The organism is Nocardiopsis sp. NPDC057823, from assembly GCF_042797335.1.
GTDB lineage: Bacteria > Actinomycetota > Actinomycetes > Streptosporangiales > Streptosporangiaceae > Nocardiopsis > Nocardiopsis changdeensis.
The window spans coordinates 15,077-35,872 of record NZ_JBHVLR010000021.1; the positions used below are offsets into that span (position 1 = coordinate 15,077).

The 20,796-nt window shown below is 74.2% G+C and carries 14 protein-coding genes; 6 read left to right on the forward strand and 8 right to left on the reverse strand.

Annotated features, from left to right (window positions below; translation table 11 throughout):
• Positions 1-34 precede the first annotated feature (34 nt).
• A complete protein-coding gene (locus ACFVNO_RS26350) occupies positions 35-1,564 on the reverse strand; it encodes a TIGR02677 family protein (RefSeq protein ID WP_355265156.1) in 1,530 nt (509 codons plus the stop codon).
• Between the two features lie 411 nt (positions 1,565-1,975).
• Between ACFVNO_RS26350 and ACFVNO_RS26355 the strand changes: the two genes are divergently transcribed.
• From ACFVNO_RS26355 to ACFVNO_RS26370, 4 genes are all read left to right on the forward strand, one after another.
• Entirely contained in the window at positions 1,976-3,661 is a 1,686-nt protein-coding gene (locus ACFVNO_RS26355) for an ATP-binding cassette domain-containing protein (RefSeq protein WP_355265159.1), read from the forward strand.
• A 125-nt stretch (positions 3,662-3,786) separates the two neighbouring features.
• Complete coding sequence (locus ACFVNO_RS26360; RefSeq protein WP_378896493.1) at positions 3,787-4,737, forward strand: ABC transporter ATP-binding protein; 951 nt, start codon at positions 3,787-3,789, stop codon at positions 4,735-4,737.
• Entirely contained in the window at positions 4,734-5,513 is a 780-nt protein-coding gene (locus ACFVNO_RS26365; RefSeq protein WP_378896496.1) for an ABC transporter permease, read from the forward strand. Before ACFVNO_RS26360 ends, ACFVNO_RS26365 begins: the two co-directional genes overlap by 4 nt.
• Complete coding sequence (locus ACFVNO_RS26370) at positions 5,506-6,306, forward strand: ABC transporter permease (protein ID WP_378896499.1); 801 nt, start codon at positions 5,506-5,508, stop codon at positions 6,304-6,306. The genes ACFVNO_RS26365 and ACFVNO_RS26370 overlap by 8 nt, the downstream gene beginning before the upstream one ends.
• 5 nt (positions 6,307-6,311) lie before the next feature.
• Here the strand turns inward: ACFVNO_RS26370 and ACFVNO_RS26375 are convergent, their stop codons facing one another.
• The 7 genes from ACFVNO_RS26375 to ACFVNO_RS26405 all read right to left on the reverse strand — a co-directional run bounded on the left by ACFVNO_RS26375 (position 6,312) and on the right by ACFVNO_RS26405 (position 12,694).
• A complete protein-coding gene (locus tag ACFVNO_RS26375; protein WP_355265162.1) occupies positions 6,312-7,250 on the reverse strand; it encodes a hypothetical protein in 939 nt (312 codons plus the stop codon).
• A gap of 126 nt (positions 7,251-7,376) precedes the next feature.
• The gene (locus tag ACFVNO_RS26380) at positions 7,377-8,618 is read right to left on the reverse strand and encodes a cytochrome P450 (RefSeq protein ID WP_378896502.1); all 1,242 of its coding nucleotides are present in this window, start codon (positions 8,616-8,618) and stop codon (positions 7,377-7,379) included.
• A complete protein-coding gene (locus ACFVNO_RS26385) occupies positions 8,618-9,838 on the reverse strand; it encodes a cytochrome P450 (protein WP_220560351.1) in 1,221 nt (406 codons plus the stop codon). Before ACFVNO_RS26385 ends, ACFVNO_RS26380 begins: the two co-directional genes overlap by 1 nt.
• Before the next feature lie 127 nt (positions 9,839-9,965).
• On the reverse strand, positions 9,966-10,577 hold the full coding sequence (locus ACFVNO_RS26390; protein WP_355265171.1) for an ATP/GTP-binding protein: 612 nt from the start codon (positions 10,575-10,577) through the stop codon (positions 9,966-9,968).
• The gene (locus ACFVNO_RS26395; RefSeq protein WP_220560349.1) at positions 10,558-10,917 is read right to left on the reverse strand and encodes a DUF742 domain-containing protein; all 360 of its coding nucleotides are present in this window, start codon (positions 10,915-10,917) and stop codon (positions 10,558-10,560) included. The genes ACFVNO_RS26390 and ACFVNO_RS26395 overlap by 20 nt, the downstream gene beginning before the upstream one ends.
• A complete protein-coding gene (locus ACFVNO_RS26400; RefSeq protein WP_220560348.1) occupies positions 10,914-11,318 on the reverse strand; it encodes a roadblock/LC7 domain-containing protein in 405 nt (134 codons plus the stop codon). The genes ACFVNO_RS26395 and ACFVNO_RS26400 overlap by 4 nt, the downstream gene beginning before the upstream one ends.
• Complete coding sequence (locus ACFVNO_RS26405; protein WP_355265175.1) at positions 11,318-12,694, reverse strand: ATP-binding protein; 1,377 nt, start codon at positions 12,692-12,694, stop codon at positions 11,318-11,320. Before ACFVNO_RS26405 ends, ACFVNO_RS26400 begins: the two co-directional genes overlap by 1 nt.
• A gap of 534 nt (positions 12,695-13,228) precedes the next feature.
• Here ACFVNO_RS26405 and ACFVNO_RS26410 point away from each other — a divergent pair.
• Complete coding sequence (locus ACFVNO_RS26410) at positions 13,229-18,679, forward strand: hypothetical protein (protein WP_378896509.1); 5,451 nt, start codon at positions 13,229-13,231, stop codon at positions 18,677-18,679.
• The gene (locus ACFVNO_RS26415; RefSeq protein ID WP_355265181.1) at positions 18,676-20,751 is read left to right on the forward strand and encodes an MBL fold metallo-hydrolase; all 2,076 of its coding nucleotides are present in this window, start codon (positions 18,676-18,678) and stop codon (positions 20,749-20,751) included. The genes ACFVNO_RS26410 and ACFVNO_RS26415 overlap by 4 nt, the downstream gene beginning before the upstream one ends.
• Positions 20,752-20,796: the final 45 nt, after the last annotated feature.

Consider the following 20,796-nt stretch of genomic DNA (forward strand, 5'->3'; position numbering starts at 1 on the left):
GCCGGGCCGGGTGCGACGGGGCGGGGCGGGCGGCTCATCGGGCGGCTCCACGGGCGCGGGGGGCCAGCTCCAGGCGCATGCCGGGCAGGTGGAGCAGGCCACGGGTGGTGCGGACGGTGCTGCCGGTGTCGCTGGGGACCAGCCGGACCAGGGTGCCCTCGTCGGTGCCGGTGGCCGAGGACAGCCGCCCGGCGACGACGGCGCGCGACTCCAGGGCCCGGGTGATCAGGCGCAGCAGTACGCGGGTGTCGACCTCGTCCAGGACCCGGTCGTGGGCCCCCTCCTCGGCCAGGCGGGCGGCGGCCTGGCGGTCGGCGGAGCGGTCGGCCGCCTGGCGGCGGCGCAGCTCGGCGCGGGCGTTCGGGTTGCGGCGCACCGGCTTGGGCACCCCGGCGGTGGGCGCCTTGCCGCTGCGGAACAGCGTCACCGACACCTCCACTCCGGGGGCGTCCCACCAGGTGGCGTTCGGGGAGATCTGCTCGTCGTCCTCGTGGGCGACGCCCAGGTGGCGGGCGGAGCGGACGTTGAACGCGGCGCCCATGAGGGCGTGCGCGGCCCCCTCGTCGGGGGTGTCGAAGACCCACTGCGCCAGGTGGCGCAGCTGGGTGGCCCGGTTGACCCCGCCGCGCCGGGCCTCGGTGAGCTGGCGCAGCAGCGCGATGACCCCGGAGGTCGCAGAGCGGGTGGCGGCGTGCAGTTCGGCGGCGCGGGTGGGCGCGCCGCCCTCGGTGGTGAACCAGCCGCGCAGCGCCGACCAGCGCCGGCGCCAGTCGTCGAGGCGCTCGTCGCGGTCCATGAAGAGCCGCTCGTCGGTGTCGGCGGCGCGGGCCAGCAGCGTGGTCAGGCCGGTGTCCTCCACCTCGCGCACCGCGCGCTCCAGGCGGGGCTGGTGGCGGTCGAGCTCGGCCATGAACTCGGTCATGTGGACCAGCAGGGCGTTCTTGTACCTGAGGAAGGTGTCCGGGGAGGCGTCGGTGGAGCGCAGGATCTCGCCCAGGGTGACGTGGAACTGGGCGGAGCGGCGGCCCATGTCCTCCATCACGGTGTCCAGGCGCGACAGCCGGCGGTAGACGTGCTCGGCGCGGCCGGTGCGGTTGGCGTCGGCCAGGGCGCGCAGGTCCTCCAGGACGTCGGAGAAGACCAGGCGGGACAGGTTGACGTCCTCGCTGCGGGCACCCAGGACGCCCTCGACCGCCCGGTAGGCGCGGTAGCCGAGCTCGCTGAACTGGTAGACGGACTGGCGGTTGCGGTAGCGGGCGAGGTTCCCGGCCCGGGAGGCGTCGTCGAAGCGGTGGACGACCCGGTCGGCGTACAGCTCGTCGAGGCGGTAGCGCAGGTCGGCGGTGTCCAGGGCGGGCACCCCGTCGTGGGCGGCGGCCAGCTCGCGCAGGGTGGCGGCCAGGTCCTCGGCGCCGGCCTGCACCCGGTGGACCTCGCGCAGCCGGTCCAGGGCGCGCAGGATCCACAGGTAGGTGACGTGGTCGTCGCGGCGGGTGAAGTTGAACAGCTGGAAGCGGTCGCTGATCGTGAGCGCGTCCAGGTCGAGAGCGCTGCGCTCGGCCACCCGTGGTTCCCCGTTCCCCTGTGTGCTGCCGGTACGTCGCGGCCGCGCGGCGGCGGCCCTCCCCCGCGGCCGCCCGTCTCCCCCGTCCGGCCGTCGGGCACTGGCCATTATCGCAGCGCGCGACGACGGTCCGTCCCGGAACGGCGACGCCTGTGGACGGCGGTACCGGAAGCGGCGCGCACGCGGGCGGGGCGGAAGCGGACCACGGCCCGGGGGCGAACGGCACGGTGACCGGCCGTACCCGAACGGACGGTGCGGGCGGGCGGGGCCGGGGCGGATCACGGCACGGAGGCGGGCGGCCGCGGGGCGAAAACCCGTTGCCGGGCGGTTCGGGGGCGTGGCAGCCTGCCGGGAGGCGCGCGGGCCGGGCCGGGCGCCCGGACCTGTCGCCGACCCCGGTGGAGTACGGCCGTGGGCCACATCGATGTCAACCGGGTGTCCCACACCCTGCCGGACGGGCGGGTGCTGCTGGACGAGGTGTCCTTCCGGGTCGGCGAGGGCTCGGTCACGGCCCTGATCGGGGCGAACGGCGCGGGCAAGAGCACCCTGCTGCGGATCGTCCGCGGAGCGGAGCGCCCGCAGTCGGGGGCGGTCACCCTGGACGGCGCCCTGGCGGTGATGGACCAGTTCGTCGGGCACGTGCGCGACGAGACCACGGTGCACGAGCTGCTGGTGTCGGTGTCGCCGCCCGCGGTGCGCGAAGCGCACGCCGACCTGGAGGCGGCCGAGGCCGCGATGATGGTCGACGACGGCGAGAAGACCCAGATGCGCTACGCCGGGGCGATCGCCCGGTACGGGGACGCCGGCGGCTACGAGGCCGAGGTGGTGTGGGACCAGTGCTGCACGGCGGCGCTGGGCGTGCCCTACGAGCGGTGCCGGTGGCGCGAGGTGCGCACCCTGTCGGGCGGCGAGCAGAAGCGGCTGGTGCTGGAGGCCCTGCTGCGGGGCCCGGCCCCCCTGCTGCTGCTGGACGAGCCCGACAACTACCTGGACGTGCCGGGCAAGCGCTGGCTGGAGGAGGCGCTGCTCGCCACCCCCAAGACGGTGCTGCTGGTGTCCCACGACCGCGAGCTGCTGAGCCGGGTGCCGGACCGGATCGTCACCCTGGAGCTGGGGGCGGCCGGGAACACGGCGTGGACGCACGCCGGCGCGTTCGGCACCTACCACGAGGCGCGGCGGGAGCGGTTCGCGCGCCTGGACGAGCTGCGCAGGCGGTGGGACGAGGAGCACGCCAAGCTCAAGGCCCTGGTGTCGATGTACAAGCAGAAGGCGGCGTACAACTCCGACATGGCGTCGCGGTACCAGTCGGCGCAGACCCGGCTGCGCCGGTTCGAGGAGGCGGGGCCGCCGGAGAAGCTGCCCCGGGACCAGAGCCTGCGGATGCGGCTGCGCGGCGGGCGCACCGGCAAGCGCGCCCTGGTGTGCGGCGGCCTGGAGCTGACCGGGCTGATGCGCCCGTTCGACCTGGAGGTCCACTACGGGGAGCGGGTCGCGGTCCTGGGGTCCAACGGTTCGGGCAAGTCGCACTTCCTGCGGCTGCTGGCCGGGGGAGGCTCTGATCCCGAGGGGACGCCGCTGTCGGAGGAGGAGCGGGCCAGGGTGGCGCCGGTGCCGCATGAGGGCCGGGCCCGGCTGGGGGCGCGGGTGCTGCCGGGGTGGTTCGCGCAGACGCACGAGCACCCGGAGTTCGCGGGCCGGACGCTGCTGGACATCCTGCACCGGGGCGAGGGCTCCCGGAAGGGGGTGCCGCGGGACGAGGCGGGCCGGGCGCTGGACCGCTACGAGCTGGCGCGGGCGGCGGAGCAGACCTTCGACACGCTGTCGGGCGGGCAGCAGGCGCGGTTCCAGATCCTGCTGCTGGAGCTGTCGGGGGCGACGATGCTGCTGCTGGACGAGCCGACCGACAACCTGGACGTGGTGTCGGCGGAGGCGTTGGAGGCGGCGCTGGACGCCTACGAGGGGACGATCCTGGCGGTGACGCACGACCGGTGGTTCGCCCGGGGGTTCGACCGTTTCCTGGTGTTCGGCGCGGACGGGAACGTGTACGAGTCGGACGAGCCGGTGTGGGACGAGGGCCGCGTGCAGCGCGCCAGGTGAGGGCGCCGGGCCGGGGCGCGGCCGCCGGGCCCTTGTCCTCCGCCCGGGACGGGGGTAGGGTCGATTTATCTCGACATCAAGATAAATGTGAGCGGCGAAACCCCCACCCCCTGGAAGGTCCGCGCATGCAAGCCCTGGAGATCTCCGGCCTCACCCGCACCTACCGGCGCAGGGGAGGTGAGGAGTTCCACGCGCTGCGCGGCCTGGACCTGGACGTCCCCCGCGGCGAGGTGCACGGCCTGCTCGGCCCCAACGGCGCCGGCAAGACCACCCTGTGCAAGATCGTCTCCACGGTGCTGCTGCCGACGGCGGGCACCGTCCGGGTCCTCGGACACGACGTCGTCACCGACACCGCCCGGGTCAAGGAGCGCCTCGGTATCGTCTTCGGCGGTGAGAAGGGCCTGTACGAACGGCTCACCGCCCGGCAGAACCTCACCTTCTGGGCGTCGCTGTACGGCCTGGGCCGGGCCGCCCGCCGCCGCAGGGTCGACGAGCTCCTGGAACGGGTCGGGCTCGCCGACCGGGCCGACGAGCGCGCCGGGGACTTCTCCCGCGGCATGAAGCAGCGCCTGCACCTGGCCCGCGGGCTGGTCTCCGACCCCGGGGTGCTCATACTGGACGAGCCCACCGTGGGCATGGACCCCGTCGCCGCCCGCGACTTCCGCGCCCTGGTCGGCGAGCTGCGCGGCCGGGGCACCACCGTCCTGATGACCACGCACGACATGGCCGAGGCGGCGGCGCTCTCCGACCGGGTCTCCCTCATCGACCGGGGGACCCTGGTCATGACCGAGTCCCCCGCCGCCGTCGGCGACCTCGTCTCCGCCTACGAGCGGGTGGACGCCCGCGGCGTCCCCGACCGGGTCCGCGAGTCCCTGGCCGGCCTGCCCGGGGTGGTGTCGGTGACCTCCCCCGAGGAGGGGCTGACCCGGGTGGAGACCTCCTCCCCCGACGCGACCCTGGCGGTGCAGCGCGCCCTGGTCGAGGCCCGGGTGCGCGACGTGGCCCGCAGCCGCCCCGACCTGGAGGAGGTCTACCTCCACCTGGTGGGCGAGCGGGGCATGGCGGTGGGCGAGTGAGGACGGCGCTCACCGGATTCGCGCTGGGATCCGGTTTCCAGGCACGGACCATGGCGCGCAATGTGGACACCTACTTCACGCTGGCCACGGTCCCGATGACCACCGCGGTGCTGCTGTCGATGATGCTGTACAGCGGGCGCACCGACCTGGCCTCCTACGCGGTGGTGGCGCCCACCCTCATGGCGCTGTGGACCGCGGCGCTGATGTTCGCCGGGGAGATGATCGCCGAGGACCGCGAGAACGGACGGCTGGAGCTGCTGGTCGCCTCCCCGGTGTCGCCGACCGCCCTGGTGTTCGGGCGGCTGTGCGGGGCGATGCTGGTGTCCCTGCCCGCGTTCGGGCTGGCCATCGCCACCGCGGGGCTGCTGTTCGGGCACTGGGTCACCGTGCACCACCCGGTGGTGTTCGTGCTCTCGGCCCTGGCCACCGCACTGGCCACCGCCGCCACGGCCACCGCCCTGTCGGCGCTGTTCATCGCCGCGCCGGGGGCGCGCATCGTCCAGAACACGCTGTCGATGCCGGTGTTCCTGCTGTCGGGGGTCGTGGTGCCGCTGGCGTTCCTGCCCCTGTGGGCGGCGGCGCCGGGCCGCCTGCTGTACCTGTCCTGGGGCGCGGACCTGTTCCGCGACGCCCTGACGCCGGGACCGGTGGAGCACGCGGCGGCGCGGCTGGCCGCGGTGCTGCTGCTGGGGGCGCTGGCGCTGGCCTTCGGCACGCACACCATGGACCGTTTCCTGCGCCGCGCCCGGGCCGAGGGGAGCCTGTCCCGTGTCTGACCTGCTCGCGCCGGTGGCGCGCACCGTGCGCCAGGGGGCCGTCGTCTCCCGCGCCGACTTCCGGGCGTTCTACACCTGGAAGACCTGGCTGTTCGGCTGGCTGGTGCGGCTGCTGTGCCAGGTGCTGTTCTACTCCACGGTGGGGGTGCTGGTCGGCGATCCGGAGTACACCCGGTACATCGTGCTGGGGGCGGCGGTGACGGTCTGCGTGGCCGAGGCGATGCTGGCGGTGGCCTCCACCTGCTGGGACCACCACCGGGGCACGATGGGGCTGCTGGCCGCCTCGCCGGTGTCCCCCGGGTGGTTCTACTTCGGCCGCAGCCTGCAGTGGCCCGCCTCGTCGGTGGCGACCACATCGGTGGCGCTGCTGGCCCTGCCGCCGTTCTTCGGGGTCCAGTGGACCTGGTGGCAGGTGCCGGTGCTGGTCGGGATCGTGGCGCTGACCTGCCTGTCCACCTACTGCATGACGCTGCTCGTCGCCTCGGTGGCGCTGGTGTTCCCCGAGGCGCGCAACGTCATCGGCAACATCGCGTCGTCGCTGGTGGTCGTGGTCAGCGGGGCGATGGTGCCAGTGGAGTACTGGCCCGTCCCGGTGCAGTGGGCCGCCCAGACACTGCCCGCGGTCCACGGGCTGGCGGCGGTGCGGCTGCTGGAGGCGGGCGCCCCGGCCGCCGCCGTGGCCGCCGAGACGGGATGGATGCTGCTGGCCGCGGCGTGCTGGCTGGCGGCCGCCCTGGCGGCCTTCCGGTGGATCTTCGCCCGGGCCCGGATCGACGGCTCCCTCCTGGGCTGAGCCGGTCAGCCGACGGGGAGGGAGAGGTCGACGAGGGCGGAGCACTCGGCGAGGCAGCCGCCGACGGAGAGCTCGCCGCCCGGCAGGGCGTCGGGGAAGTGGAAGACGGCGTGGGTGGCGGTCCCCGCGGTGAGTTCGCGGCGGCCCGCGGCGTCCTCGGCGCGCTGCCCGGTGCCGTCGGCGGCGCGGTAGACGGCGCCGTCCAAATCCAGGGACACGGCGTCGACGGCGGCGAACTCCACCGTCACCACCAGGGTGTGGTCGACGACGGACCGGTAGGCGGTGACCAGGGTCGCGCCGACGCCCTGGGAGTCGGCGGTGGCGCCGTCGCCGACGATGAGGGAGGGGCCCGGGTCGGAGCCGTTGATGTGCAGCCCCGTCACCAGCCCGTCCCGGCCGGTGAAGTCGGTGTACTCGCCGCAGTCGGGGTCGTTGCCCTCGACCGGGCACAGCCGGGCGCCGTCGGCGGTGGGGGTGAGCCCGGCGGCCTCGGGCGCCCGGCCGCCGTCGGCGCGGGCGCGGGCGACGGAGGCGGCGTGCAGGAGCAGGTCGTGGGCGGCGGAGTCGTCCGCCGCCAGGTTGAGCCCCTCGCGCATGCGGTCGGGGTCGTCGGTGGCGGCCAGTGCCTCCAGGTAGCCGGTGACGGCCTCCTTCGGCGGTTCGCCCTCGGGCCGGTCGCCGGGCCCGTCGGATGCGCCGGATGCGCCGGACCCGGAGGGTTCCGCGGTGGCCTGGGCCGGGCCGCCCGACGGGGACGGGTCCGCGGGGGACGGTGCGGCCGGCGCCGGTCCCGGAGCCGGGCTCGGAATGGGGGCCGGGCCCGGGGCGGACGGGGCACCGGTGGCCTGCGGCGCCTCCCCGCCGGCCGGGGAGGCCGTCCCCGGACCGCCGCAGCCGGCGAGGAGGACGGCCAGGGCCAGCGCACAGCTCCTCGTCACGACCATGTCCCCGCCCCTCCCCGCCGGTGGCCTGCGGGGATCGTACGGTCGTAGTCAGCAAAAAGGGGGTTTCGTCCCGGCAAGGTTCTCCCCGGGGGCCGTCACGCCGTCGGTCCCCGGGGAGGGCGCGGGCTACGGACGCAGCACGACCGGGAACTCCTTGAGGCTGTTGACCGACAGGGCCGAGGCCACCACCAGCTCCTCGTCCGGGACCGCGAGCCTCAGGTCGGGGAAGCGCTCGAACAGCATCGGCAGGATGATCCCCGCCTCCAGCCGCGACAGCGGCGCACCCGGGCAGATGTGCGGGCCGTACCCGAAGGAGATGTGCCGCCCCTTACTGCGGTCGGGGTCGAACACCTCCGGGTCGTCGCCGAACTCGGCGCGGTCGCGCGAGGCCGCCCCGTAGTGGGTGAGCAGCGCCTCGCCCTTCTTGATGGTCTGTCCCTCGATCTCGATGTCCTCGGTGGCGAACCGGAACATCATGAGGTTGTTGGGCGGGTCGTAGCGCAGGGTCTCCTCCACGACCGCGTCCCAGGTGACCTCGCCCTTGCGCAGCCGCTCCAGCTGCTCGGGGTACCTGAGCAGCGCCCGCACCACGTTGGTGAGCAGGTTGACCGTGGTCTCGTGCCCGGCGGCGACCACCGTCAGCAGGGTGAGGGTGATCTCCATGTCGGTGAGGCCCTCGCCGTCCTCGCTCGCGCGGATGAGGTCGGCGGTGAAGTCGTCGTGCTCGTCCAGGGTGGCCCGCTTGCGGGCGACCAGCTCCCCGAAGTACTGGAACAGCGTGTGGTAGATCCGGAGGTGCTCGCCCTCCTCCGTGGTGCCGGAGAACAGCTTGGCGTACATCTCGCCGAGGTTCTCGTACTCGGCCTCGGACACCCCGTACAGCTCGCCGATGACGGCCATCGGCACCCGGAACGTGAACTCCGACTTCAGGTCCAGGGTCTGGGACGCCCGGGGCTCCAGCGCGTCCAGCGCCCGGGCGGTGATCCGCTCGATGCGCGGGCGCAGCCGCTCGACCCGGCGCGCCGAGAACGGGCTCGCGGTGAGCTGGCGCAGGCGCCGGTGGGGGGCGCCGTCCAGGGCCAGCATGTTGGTGTTGTCGGTGGGGATGGTGCCCAGCAGCGGCCAGCCCTCGGGGACGCGGCCCTCCTGGTAGTCGGCCCAGTGGTCGACGCTCTTGACGAACCGGGGGTCGTTCAGCGTCGCCTTGCTGACCTCGTGGTGGGTGGTGGCCCAGGCGCGCACGCCGCCGGGCAGCTCCACCCGGGTCAGCGGGCCCTCCTGGTACAGGCGCTCGCGGTCGGCCTGGACGTCCTCGGGGACGGCGTGGATGAGGGGGACGCCGTCGGCCGCGTGGTAGGGGCAGGACATCAATGGACTCCTTGCGGGGTTGCGGGAGTGAAGGAGACCGGGAGCGCGGTGACGCCCCGGATCCAGGGGGACGGCCGCCAGCGGACCTCGTCTGCGGGGACGGAGAGCTCGATGTCGGGCAGCCGGTCGAGGAGGACCTCGATCGCGGTGACCGCCATCGTCTCGGCGAGGCCCTGGGCGGCGTGCGGGCAGCTGTGCTCTCCGTGGGAGAACGACAGGTGGGCGTGGTTGGCCCCGTGGCCGGGGCCGGCGGCGCCGGTCCGCAGGGCGGGGTCCTGGTTGGCGGCGGCGTAGCCGAGCAGCAGCAGGTCGCCCTTGCGGATGATGCGGCCGCCCAGCTCGACGTCGTGGGCGGCGAACCGGCCGGCGTTCATCTGGGAGGGCGAGTCCTCCCACAGCACCTCGACGAGGGCCTCGCGGGCGCTGCTGCGGGCGCCGAAGAGGGAGGTCCCGAACCGGTCGTCGGTGAGCATCAGCCGCAGCGCGTTGCCGATCCACTCGCCGGTGGTCTGGTGGCCGCCGGCCAGGACCGCGAGCAGGTCGGCGTTGAGGTCGTCGTCGGTGTAGTCCGCGGCGTGGGCGATCATCCGGGACACGATGTCGGGGCCGGGCACGGCCCGGCGGGAGGCGATCAGCTCCGCGAAGGCCCCGACCATGCGCTGGTGGGCGGCGATGGCGTCGGGGCCGGCGTTGAACAGCACGTTCATGTCGGAGGTGATGGCGTCGCCGGTGGCGTCGTCCAGGCCGTACATGCGGCACAGCACCAGGGCGGGGACGCGTTCGGCGTAGCCGGCGCGCAGGTCGGCCCCACCCGAGCCGCAGAACGCGTCGATCAGCCGGTCGGCGATCCGCGAGACGAGGATGCGCAGCTCGTGCGGGTCGGCGCCGTTGATGGCGTCGTTGATGGCGCGGGTGCGCCGCCGGTGCTCCTCGCCCTCCGCGCACAGCACGTTGGGCAGCGGGGCGAGCATCGGCAGCAGCGGCCAGTTCTCGGGCACCCGGTCCCAGGCGTTCCAGCGGCTGGGGTGGCGGGCGAAGGTGTCGGAGTCGCCGAGCACCCCGTGCAGTTCGCGGTAGCCGATGACCAGCCAGGCCGGGACGTCGCCGTCCATGAGGACGGGCACCACGGGGCCGTGTTCGGCGCGCATCTTCCGGTAGAAGCCGCGGGGGTCGGTGTTGAATTCGGGGTCGTAGAGCCGGACCGGGGTCGTCGTGTCCACCGGGCACCTCGTGTGTCGGTTGTGGATGGCGGCATGGGGCGGGCCGCCCCGGCCGGAGCGGCCCGGTGGCCGGGTCAGGGACCCGGCGGGACGGGGGGTCGCGCAGGCCGGGGGCGGCGGGCGGTGCTCACCGGGGGGCCTGGGCGATGAGGGTGCGGATGTGCTCGACCAGGGCGATGAGGACGTGCTTGGCCGAGCCGCGGTCGCGGGCGTCGCAGCGCAGCAGGGGCACCTGCGGGTCCAGGTCCAGGGCGGCGCGGATCTCCTCCAGGCTGTGGGTGCCCTCGCCGAAGTCGTTGTGGGCGACGACGAACGGGGTGCCCTGGGCCTCCAGCCGGTCGATGGCGAAGAAGGAGTCGTCCAGGCGGCGGGTGTCGACCAGGACGACCGCTCCCAGGGCGCCGCTGAACAGGCGGTCCCACAGGAACCAGAAGCGCTGCTGGCCGGGGGCCCCGAACAGGTACAGCACCGAGGTGGCGTCCAGGGTGATGCGGCCGAAGTCGAAGGCGACGGTGGTGGTGCGCTTGTCCTCCACGCCGTTCAGGTCGTCGATGCCGGTCCCGGCCCGGGTCATCGTCTCCTCGGTGTTGAGGGGGCGGATCTCGCTGACCGAGCGCACCAGGGTGGTCTTGCCGACGCCGAAGCCGCCGACGACGGCGATCTTCAGGGCCTGGTCCACGGTCGGGGGCAGGGACCGGGGCGGGTCGGCGGTGGGGGTTTCAGAGGTTGTGGAGTGCAACGAGGACCTTCTCCAACACGTCCGGGGAGGCGAGGGGGTGGGCGGGAGAGGGGGCGGGCCGGGGGTGGCGCGCGGTGATCCGGCCGCCGTCCAAAAGGTCGGTGAGCAGGATGCGGGTGACCGCCAGGGGCAGGCCCAGGTGGGCGGAGACCTCCACCACCGCCATGGGCCCGCGGCACATCCGCAGGATGGCCGCGTGTTCGGACTGCATGTCGGGGGTGGGCTCGCTCTCGGCGACGACGAGCGTCACCGCGTCCAGTGCTTCGTCGGCCCCGTCGCTGCGCCCGGAGGTGATGACGTAGAGGCGGTCGGGGCTCTCGTCGCGGTGCGAGCGGCTCATGCGGTTCCGGTGGCGGCCCGGGGCGGCGTGGACAGGTGCTCGCCCAGCTGTTCGACCAGTTCGTTCATGTTGTGGCCGACCAGGCCCGGGTCGGCCTCGGGCGAGGTGATCACCGCCAGGTGGGCCCCGGCGCCGGCCTCGACGATGAAGAGCAGGCCGCCGTAGAACTCGGCCATGGCCTGGCGGACGCCCCCGGCGCCGTCGCCGAACTCGACGGAGGCGCTGTGGGCCAGGCTCTGCACCCCGGCGGCGATCGCGGCGAGGTGGTCGGCGCTGTCCTTGCCCAGGCCCGGGGTGTGGCACAGCTTGAGGCCGTCGCGGGAGAGCACGAGGGCGTGCCGGGCTCCGGGGGTGCGCTCCAGGAGGCCTTCGAGGAGCCAGGTCGAATGTTCGAGGTCCATCATGCGTCCTTCGGTGTTCCGTTCTGGTCCTGGCCGCTCACCGCCGCGCGGAACGCCCCGAAGCCACGTGGCGACGTGGCCGGGCCGGCGTCCTTTGCGGGTCGGGAGTCGGCGGTCTGCTGCTGCACGGCCGCGAGGGTCTTGCCGCGGCGGCGCTGGGGCAGCCCGCCGGTCTCGGCGGCGGTGTCCCGCGGCGGGGCCGACGCGGGCGCGGCCGCCTCGGGGGCGGCCGCCGGGGAGGCGGCCACGGCGGCCGGCTCCGGCCGCGCGGCGGGAGCGGGCGCCGCGGGCAGGGGCTTGACGAGCTTGTTCGGGAGCAGCAGGACCACGGCGGTCCCGCCGCGGGAGGAGGACCGGAAGGACACCGTCAGGTCGTAGCGGCGGGCGATGCGGCCGACGACGGACAGGCCGAGGCGGCTCCCGGAGATGGTGGTGATGTCCGCGTCGCCGGCGACGGACTCGCGGGCGCGGCGCAGCGCCTCCTCCCCCATGACCAGGCCGCTGTCCTCGACCATGACGGCGATGCCGGCCTGGACCTCCTCCACGTGGACGTGGACCTCGGAGGTGGGCGGGGAGAACTTGGCGGCGTTGTCGAGGAGCTCGGCCACGGCGTGGATGACGCCCTCGGCGGCGAATCCGGCGATGGCCTGGCGCGGGACGTTGTGCAGGCGCACCCGGCGGTAGGCGCCGATGCGGGCCATGGCGCCGCGCAGGATGCTCTCGATCCCGATGGCGCGGCTCCACCGGCGCCCGGAGCGGGCCCCGGTGAGGACGGCGATGCTGTCGGCGATACGGCCGGCCTGGGCGGTGCTGTGGTCCAGGTGCATGAGGTCGCCGAGGATGCCGGAGTCGGTGTCGCCGTCCCCGTAGCGCTCCTGCATGCGGCGCAGGTCGGCGAGCATGGCGGTGGTGAGGGCCTGCATGCGTCCTGCGGCGGTGGCGCAGGCGGCCATGGCGGCGGAGCGGCGGCGCTCGGAGACGGCGATCTCGGCGGCGATCGAGCGCACGACGGCCGCGCGGGCGGCGTCGGGCGGCAGCGGGATGCGGTGCAGGGCGGTCTCCGCGGAGTCGCCCTCGCGCAGCCGCTCGACCAGGCGCGGCAGGTGGTCGCGGGCCAGGAGCTCGGTGCTGGTGCGCAGCTCGTCGAGTTCGGCGCGCAGGGCCCGCACGGTGCGCTCGCGCCGTTCCACGACCAGCGCCAGGACCGTGAGCAGGACGAGGCCGGTGATCGCGGTGCCCAGCGGCCAGGGCTGGCGGGCGGCGGGGAAGGCCAGGAGCGCGCCGCCCCACAGGAGCAGCGGCACCGCCGGGAGGTACGCCCAGCGGAAGGCGGGGCGCGGCTGGGAGACCGCGCCCCGGGGGGTGGTGGTTGTCATGGCTCACGTCCGGCGGCGGCATGTCCCCTGGTCGCACCGGCTTCGGCCGGGCTGGGGACCGGGGGGTGGGATCGGGGTGCGCAGTGGATACGAGAAGGGGATGTTTTTCCACAACACGCACTTTTCAGCGCACAGCGAGTCAACATATCACCAGATTCACACAAACGGTATTGCCGCACAGTGAACACACGAGAAAGGGACCGCCCGGAACCGGATCCCACCGGGCTCCGCCCGAGCCATTCCCGGCCCGGGGGAAGGGGTCGCGAGGGGTGGGGGAAACCCCTGTGAGAGCACGGGAGGAAAACCACCGGCACCCGAAGCGAACAGCGGAAATGGTGTTTCCCGCAGGACTTATGGGGAGAGTGCGGCTGCGGGAGAGGGGATCTGTACAGGCACGGGAACTCGGTTCCGCGGAAGCCCCCAACGTCGCGAGTCCGTGCAAGGATGGTGCTCCCTCGCCCTCCCCGGTCCCGGGCGACGCGGTAGGCCCGGGGCGGGTCGGACGGGCCACGTCCTCCTCCCCCCGGAGCCGGTATGCCCCATTCCCCGAACACCAGCCCGCACGACGCACCGAACCCCGACGAACCCGCCCCGGACGACCTGTCGGCCCGGCTGGAACACCTGACCGCGATCTTCGCCGAGGCGTCCGCCGCGGCCGAGGAGGTGCTGGCCGCCCTGCGCGCGGGCCGCCGCCCTCAGGACCGGCACCTGGAGCCGCTGCACCGCACGGCGCTGGAGTTCGACGAGGTCGTGCGCGCCGTGACCGCCCTGGGCCCCGCCGACTCCGCGCCCGTGGAGGACCTCGGCGGGATCGCCTCGGCGCTGGAGCGGTTCACGGCCGAACGGGCCGAGCGGGAGGCCCTGTGCGCCCGTTTCACCCGCACCGCGCTTCCCGGGCACCTCGAGGAAATCGTGGAGCCCGTCCGCACCGCGGCACGCGAGGGTGAGCAGACCGAACACCTGGCCGAGCTGGCCGCGTTGGCCGACGCCCTGGCCCGGGACCGCTTCCACCCCGCCAACGCGGAACTCTTCACCCGGACGATCGCCAGTCTGCCCGAGCCGTGGCACGGGACCGCCGTGGCGATCTTCCAGGGCGAGCCGGTCGTGGCTACCCCCGGCACACCCGACCCCCCTCCCCCTGCGGCGGCCCCCTCGGAGCTGGACCTGCTGGACGAGCGCATCGCCCGCGACACCGCGGAGCAGGAGGGCCCCGTCGACCTCGCACCGGAGGCCACCGGGGTCGACGGCGCTGAGCAGCCCTCCCCGCCGGACCAGCCCCTCCCTCAGGAGCCGCGGGAACAGCCCGACGGGCGCGCGGAGCCGCAGGCCGTCCCCCGCGCCCGGCCGGAGGTCCCCGAGCCGACCGGAAAGGACCGGGCCGCGGCGGCGGGCGCCCCCGAGCCGGCGGCGGAAGCTTCCATCGCCCCCGCCGGGGAACCCGAGCGCACCGCACCCGCCGCCCACCGTCCGCCCCTGTCCCCCGACCTCATCGAACTGGACCGCACAGCCGTCGGCCAGGGGCGGGTGGCCCTGAGCGGCTGGCTGTACGCGGCCGCGGGGCTGCCGGAGGTGGCCGAGGGACGGTTCCTGGCGGCCCTGGCGGGCGAGGTGACCGTGCCCGACGGCGAGCAGTCCCTGAAGTTCGTGGAGCGGGCCTCCCGGCTGATCGGCCACCTGCCCGATGCCCGGGGGGAGCGGATCCTGCTGTGGGCCGCCGCCCTGCGCGCCGGACTGGTCAGCCCCTCCCTGGACGCCTACCACCTCATGGAGCGCTGCTCGCTCGCCCTCAACGGGCGCCCCGCGCTCACCGCCGTGCACGAGGCGTTCGGCGACGCCGCCCAGCGGGGTGTGCGCCTCAACGCGGCCGAGAGCAGCGCCCACCTGCACGACATCGGGGTCCTGCGCCGACGCCGTGAGGCCGCGGTGGCCCGGGCCCGCGACGACAGCGAGCACTCCGCCCGCCGCAAGCTCAACTACCAGAGCGCAAGCCGGGTGTGGCAGCGGATGGTGTCGCCCGACGGGGACCTGCGCCTGCTCATCGACATCCCCGCCTCGGACGACGCCTCCCGCGTCGAGGAGCTGCACGCCTTCGACCAGGCGATCGACGCCGCCCAGCTGATCGACGAGATCCACGGCCGCAGCCGCAAGCACACGCGTTCTTCCCGCAAGCACATCGAGGCCAAGGCGCGCCACTCCCTGCTGCGCTACATCGGTGAGCTGCGCGGCAACGCGCACACCTGGATTGACACCGTCCGGCGCCTCGCCGAGCTGGAGCTGGCCGAGACGGACGGCTCGTGGGAGCTGACCGGGCTCAACCGGCTCAGCTCGGTCGCCGAGAAGCACCTGCCGACCGCCCTGGCCGAGCTGGAGCCGTCCGAGCACGAGGCGGCCGCCCCCGCACTGTCCGCCGCGCGCGAGCTGCTGTCGGAGGTCGGCGACCTGCTGACGGGCTCCGCCTCGCCCTCCGCCGCCCCCGCGGACGGGCTGCTCCTGGTCCGCGACCTGCTGCGCATCCCGGAATGCCGCATCACCTCCGAGAGCGAATGCTCTCCGCAGCCCGCGGTGGACGACATCCGCAGGGTGCTCACCGGGGGCGAGGACTGGCCCGCGGCCTTCGCGTCCCGGGTGGAGCGGGGCGACCTGGTCGGCGCCGCCCTGGTGGCCAAGACGGTCCGCCCCGGCGACCCGGCCCTGGCTGACCGCATGGACACCGAGATCGAGACGCGGACCGCACAGGAGCGCACGCGGCTGGTGGAGGACGTGCGCTCCTTCCAGCGGTCTGTGAGCCTGCACCGGCTGTACGGCTCGCTCTCCGAGGACGAGGCAAACAGCCTGTACGAGCGGGCCGAGCAGACGGCCGCCTCATTCGAGCGGCGCGACTTCGATGTACTGCACGACCGCATCGCCGCCCTGGAGGAGCAGTCCGCCGAGCTGCGCAAGCGACGCGTGGACGAGCGGCGGGCCGAGGTCGGCAGGCTGGCCCGGGAGCACGACGCGGTCGCCCTGCACGAAAAGCGGCTGTACGAGTACCTGGACCACGGGCGCATCACCACCTCCGACGAGATCATCGCCCACCTGGTGCGGGGCCAGGCCATCCCCGAGGAGAACCCCGAGCCGGACCACTTCACGCTCTTCTTCCCGCGCTACCCGCAGGTGATGGAGAGCGCCGAGCGCAACCACCGGCTCCCGGAGCTGCACGTCCAGCTGCGGTCCCTGATCGAGAAGAAGGACCTCTCGTCCGTGCACCCCGACTTCCGGGAACTGGTCGAGAGCGGGCTGGTGGACCGGCCCGCCGGGGAGAAGCCGGGGCGCTCCAGCGCCTACCAGGGCATCCGGCAGTGGAACACCCTCGCCCAGGGGCCGCGCAGCGGCGGCAACCGGATCTCCGCCCTGAGCCGGATCCTGGAACTGCTCGGAATCGCGGGCGACCTGGAGGACGTCGGCGAGGGGGTCGACCGTCGCGGCCGGAACCAGTTCGTGGGGATGGACCTGCGGAACGTGGCGCTGTCCGGCGAGGCCCTGCTGCCCGACTTCGGCTCCCGGATGAGCCCGGGCGGCGCGCGGCTGCGCGTCCAGCTGATGTGGGGACGCCCCTCACCCCTGGAGCTCACCGAGTGGTCCCGGTCGGACGCCTCCGACGACCGCACCGTGCTGGTGCTGTACTTCGGCCTGCTCACCGCCAAGCAGCGGCTGGAACTACTGGAGCTGGCCCGGACCCGCGGCGGCCCGGTGATCTCCGTGGTCGACACCGCCGTGCTCGCCTACCTGGCGGTGCTGGCCGCCCCGGACTGGGCGACCACCGTGCGCCTGACCGCGCCCTTCACCGTCTCGCACCCGTTCCAGGCCGAGCAGATGATCCCCGAGGAGATGTTCTACGGGCGCAGGGAGGCCCTGGAGGCGGTACGCGCCCCCTCCGGCGCGCACTTCGTCTACGGCGGCCGCCAGCTCGGCAAGTCGGTGCTGCTCAAGGAGGCGGAACGGCTGCTGCGCAAGGACAGCAGCGGGACCACGGTGATCATGCGTGACATCCGGTCGGTGTCGCAGGCCAGCGAGGTGTGGCGCATCCTCGGCACCGCCCTGGAGGAGGAGGGGATCCGGCAGCGGGGGACGCTGAACCCGGCGACCCGGGAATCGGTGTGCGCCGCGGTGCGCGAGTGGTCCCGGCGCAACCCCGACCGTCGGCTGATGCTCTTCCTGGACGAGGCCGACTCCTTCCTGACCATCGACGCCGACGAGCACGGCTTCGAGAACATGGTCGCCTTCCGGGAGCTGATGAATGCCACCGACAACCGGTTCAAGGTGGTGTTCGCCGGTCTGCACAACACCTCGCGCTTCCGGTCGCTGCCCAACCAGCCCTTCGCGAACCTGGGCGAGCCGGTGAGCATCGGCCCGCTGGCCTCGCCCGACGCCTTCGACCTGCTGGTGCGCCCGCTTCGCACGCTGGGCCTGCACCTGCCCGACGAGCTCGCGGTCAGCATCATCGCGCTGGCCAACAACGCCCCGGCGCTGGTGCAGTACTTCGGGCAGGAGCTGCTGCGGCGACTGCGCTCCGCACCGCGCACCGAGCTGCCCTACACCATCACCGCCGAGGACGTGGACGCGGTGCAGACCGGCCAGAACATGGTGACGGCGTTCCGCAACCGGTTCGACTGGACCCTGAACCTGGACCACCGCTACAAGGTCATCGCTTACGTGGTCGCCCTGCACACCATCAACGACCGCGAGACGGTGCTCTCGGAGAAGTTCCTCCTCCAGGAGTGCCAGGTGTGGTGGCCCGACGAGTTCGAGGAGTGCCCCTGGGACGAGTTCACCTCCCTGGTGGAGGAGTGCGTGGACCTGGGGGTGCTGACCCGGCAGGAGCGGGAGCACGACGTCGACGGGTACCGGCTGCGCACCCCGCACATCCTCACCCTGCTGGGTGGGTCGCAACGGGTGGAGCAGGAGCTGCTCCAGGCACAGGAGACCTACGACAAGCCCGGTGTCTTCGACGCCGCCTCCTATCGCCGCCCGCGGGAGGGACGGTCGGTGCTGTCCCCGCTCACCGCGGGGCAGGTCTCCCTGCTCAGCCGGAGCGACCGGCGGGTGCGGCTGGTGGTCGGCTCGCAGGGGACCCTTGTCGACCAGGTCCCGGCGGCGCTCCACCAGGTCAAGGACGAGTGGGGGGCGACCGTCTGGGAGGTGGGCGGCAACCGGCAGCCGATCCAGGGGGCCTTCTCCCGGTTCACCGAGTCCGGGCGGCACCTCGTGCTCGTGCACCTGCCGCAGACGGCGAAGTCGGCCCTGCGCGAGCTGGCCGAGGCGGACTCCCTGCTCCAGGAGAGCCCGTCCCCGGCCAGTGTCATCGCCCTGGCCAGGCCCGAGCTCGCCGAGGTGATCTCCGGGGCCATGGACCACCCGTTCCCCGATCTGGACCACCCGGTGCTGGAACGGTGCGAGGTTGTGGAACTGCGCCGCTTCGGCACCTCGGGGCTGCGCCAGTGGCGGCTGCTCGACCACTTCTCGGGGCTGATCGACGAGGCGGTGCAGACCCGCCTGCTCCAGGTCACCGGCGGGTGGCCCGCCCTGGTCAACCGGGTGATCGAGGAGGTCGCCGAGAAGGGGCGCAACCCCGAACAGGTACTGGACGAACTGGAGCGGTGGCTGACCGCCCCCGGCAACGCCGCCGAGTTCGTGCGTACCACCGGGGTGCTGCAGTCCCCGGTGCTGGAGCGGACGTGGCAGCTGATCAGCGCCTACGAGACTCCGGAGAGGACCGACCAGCTCGCGCAGCTGATCGACATGGGGGCCGAGGAGGATCCCGGGTTGAAGGCCCGGCTGGGGGCCTCGCCGACCACCCGGTTCGGCCTGGTGGAGGTCCTGCGCGCACTGGGCGCCCTGGTCCCCGAGCTCCAGCCCGCCCAGGACGGAAGGCGGCACGTGCACCTGCACCCCGAACCGGTGCTCACCCGGGCGTTCCGGCTCTCCCGCGAGGGAGGGGACCGATGAGCGCGCCCGGCACTCTGGAGCTGGCGGCCCGCGCCGTCATGGACAGGCCCGGGTTCGGCGGCCCCGAGTCCTCACCGGACAAGCTGGCCGCCGCCCGGGCCGACTGGCTGCTCGACCTGCTCACCGAGTTCCCGTCCCTGGGGGCGCTGGTGCGATCGCACTTCCCACGGGAGCACGCCCTGGCCTGCGAACAGCCGGCGCGGGACCCGCGGGAGGCGTTCGCTGTCCTGCTGTCGCACCCCGACCCGCGGGTGCGCGCCTGCGCCGCCGCCGTGCGCGGCGCCTCCCCGGCCGCGGAGGCGCCGCACCCCGTGGCCGAGGAGACCCCGCCCGGCGCCGGGAAGAAGGTGCAGTCCTTGGAGCGGCGGCTGGCTGAGGCCCTTGAACGCCGAAGACGGGCGGAGGGAAAGCTGCGGCACCTGCGCCAGGAGCGTGACGCCGCGCAGGCCGAGGTGCGCCGCGGGGAGTCCTGGCGGGAGGAGGCCGCCGAGGAGGCGTCCCGGCTGCGGGAGGAGATCGCCGCGCTGCGCGCCGAGCGGCGCGACCCGCGCGTGCTGGGGCGCAGGCTGCTGTCCCTGTGGGACGCGTCCGTGTCCCGGGACTCCCGGGATCCCCGCAGCCGCGAGGAGGAGCGGGGGCTGTCGGCGGTGCGGGAAGCGGCGGTCGCCTCCGGCGTCGAGGTCCCCCTGTTCGTCCGGGTGCTGCGGGCGCTGGCCGACCCCGGGTCGCTGGTACGGGCCCCTGCCCCCCGGGCCGCCGCTTCGGAGGTGCGCGACCGGTCGCCCAGGGTCGTGCAGTTGGGCGGCGGCACCGAGATCGGCGGGTCGTGCGTCCTGGTGGAGGCAGGGGCGACCCGACTGCTGGTGGACGCGGGCCGCCGCCCGGGCGACTCCCCGGCGCCGCCGGGCCTGGCCGACCTGGCCCCCGGCCCGTTGGACGCGGTGATCGTCACCCACGCCCACAACGACCACGCCGGATACGTGCCCGCGCTGCTGGCCGAACGCGGCCCGTGCCCGGTGGTCTGCACCCCGGAGACGGCCGAGCTGCTGCCGGTGATGTGGGAGGACACCGCCAAGGTGACGAGGATGCACGGCCCGGCCCCGGGCGGGTTCGGCCCCGAGGACGTGCGGCGCGCCGTGAGGGCGCTGACCCCCGTGGCGACGGGCGTCGAGCACGGGATCGGGGACCTGGTCGTGGAGCTCTTCCCGTCCGGTCACATCGTCGGCGCGGCCGGGGCCGTGGTGCGGGCCGGTGAGCACCGGACCGTGGTGAGCGGGGACATCGCCGACTTCCCCCAGGAGAGCGTGGGCGCCTGCGAACTGCCCGAGAGCGCGCAGGGGGCCGACCTGCTGGTGCTGGAGTCCACCTGCTGCGACCGCTCGGCGGACCGGCGGTCCGCGACGGTGGAACGCATGTTGGCCACGGTGGCCGAGGTGTGCCGGGTGGGCGGCCGGGTGCTGGTCCCCGCGATGGCGTTGGGGCGCGCCCAGGAGGTGGCGCTCATCGTCAAGCGCGGGCTGCCCGACGTACCGGTGCTGGTGGACGGGATGGCCCGGACCGTGGCCGAGCGGATCGAGCAGGCCACCCTCGGGTACGAGGAGCCGGTGCGGGTCCTGGGCGACGGCGTGCGCGCCGTCGGCTGGTCGGAGCGGGGCTCCCTGGTGGAGTCGTTCCGCGGCGGGGTGGTGATCAGCCCGGCCGGGAACCTGAGCGCCGGCCCGGTGGTCGAGTGGGCCCGTTCGGTCCTGCCGGACCCGCGCGACGCGATCCTGGTCGCCGGACGCCAGGACGAGGACGCCGCGGGCGGTCGGCTGCTGGACACGGTGCACGGCGGTGACCACGCGTTCGTGCTGCGCGGGCGGTCGGGTCCCGAGGAACTGACCGTGCGCGCCCGGGTGGTGGACACCCGTCTGTCGGCGCACGCCGACCGCGAGGGGCTGCTGCGGATCGTGGACCGGCTGCGGCCGGGCCGGGTGCGGCTGGTGCACGGAGTGGAGTCGCGACAGCGCGGGTTCGGTCGGCTGCTGAAGGAGCGCGGCCACGCGTGGGAGGTAGGTGCGCACGGGGTCTGAGGCCGGGGCCGACCGGCGGCGGCCCCGCCCGGCGGCCCCGACCGA

What these genes read in the sequence shown, in the direction of transcription:
- ACFVNO_RS26360 (WP_378896493.1), top strand. Translation starts at nt 3,787, where the DNA reads ATGCAAGCCCTGGAGATCTCCGGCCTCACCCGCACCTACCGGCGCAGG.
- ACFVNO_RS26375 (WP_355265162.1), bottom strand. Translation starts at nt 7,250, where the DNA reads ATGGTCGTGACGAGGAGCTGTGCGCTGGCCCTGGCCGTCCTCCTCGCC.
- ACFVNO_RS26380 (WP_378896502.1), bottom strand. Translation starts at nt 8,618, where the DNA reads ATGTCCTGCCCCTACCACGCGGCCGACGGCGTCCCCCTCATCCACGCC.
- ACFVNO_RS26395 (WP_220560349.1), bottom strand. Translation starts at nt 10,917, where the DNA reads ATGAGCCGCTCGCACCGCGACGAGAGCCCCGACCGCCTCTACGTCATC.
- ACFVNO_RS26400 (WP_220560348.1), bottom strand. Translation starts at nt 11,318, where the DNA reads ATGGACCTCGAACATTCGACCTGGCTCCTCGAAGGCCTCCTGGAGCGC.
- ACFVNO_RS26405 (WP_355265175.1), bottom strand. Translation starts at nt 12,694, where the DNA reads ATGACAACCACCACCCCCCGGGGCGCGGTCTCCCAGCCGCGCCCCGCC.
- ACFVNO_RS26410 (WP_378896509.1), top strand. Translation starts at nt 13,229, where the DNA reads ATGCCCCATTCCCCGAACACCAGCCCGCACGACGCACCGAACCCCGAC.
- ACFVNO_RS26415 (WP_355265181.1), top strand. Translation starts at nt 18,676, where the DNA reads ATGAGCGCGCCCGGCACTCTGGAGCTGGCGGCCCGCGCCGTCATGGAC.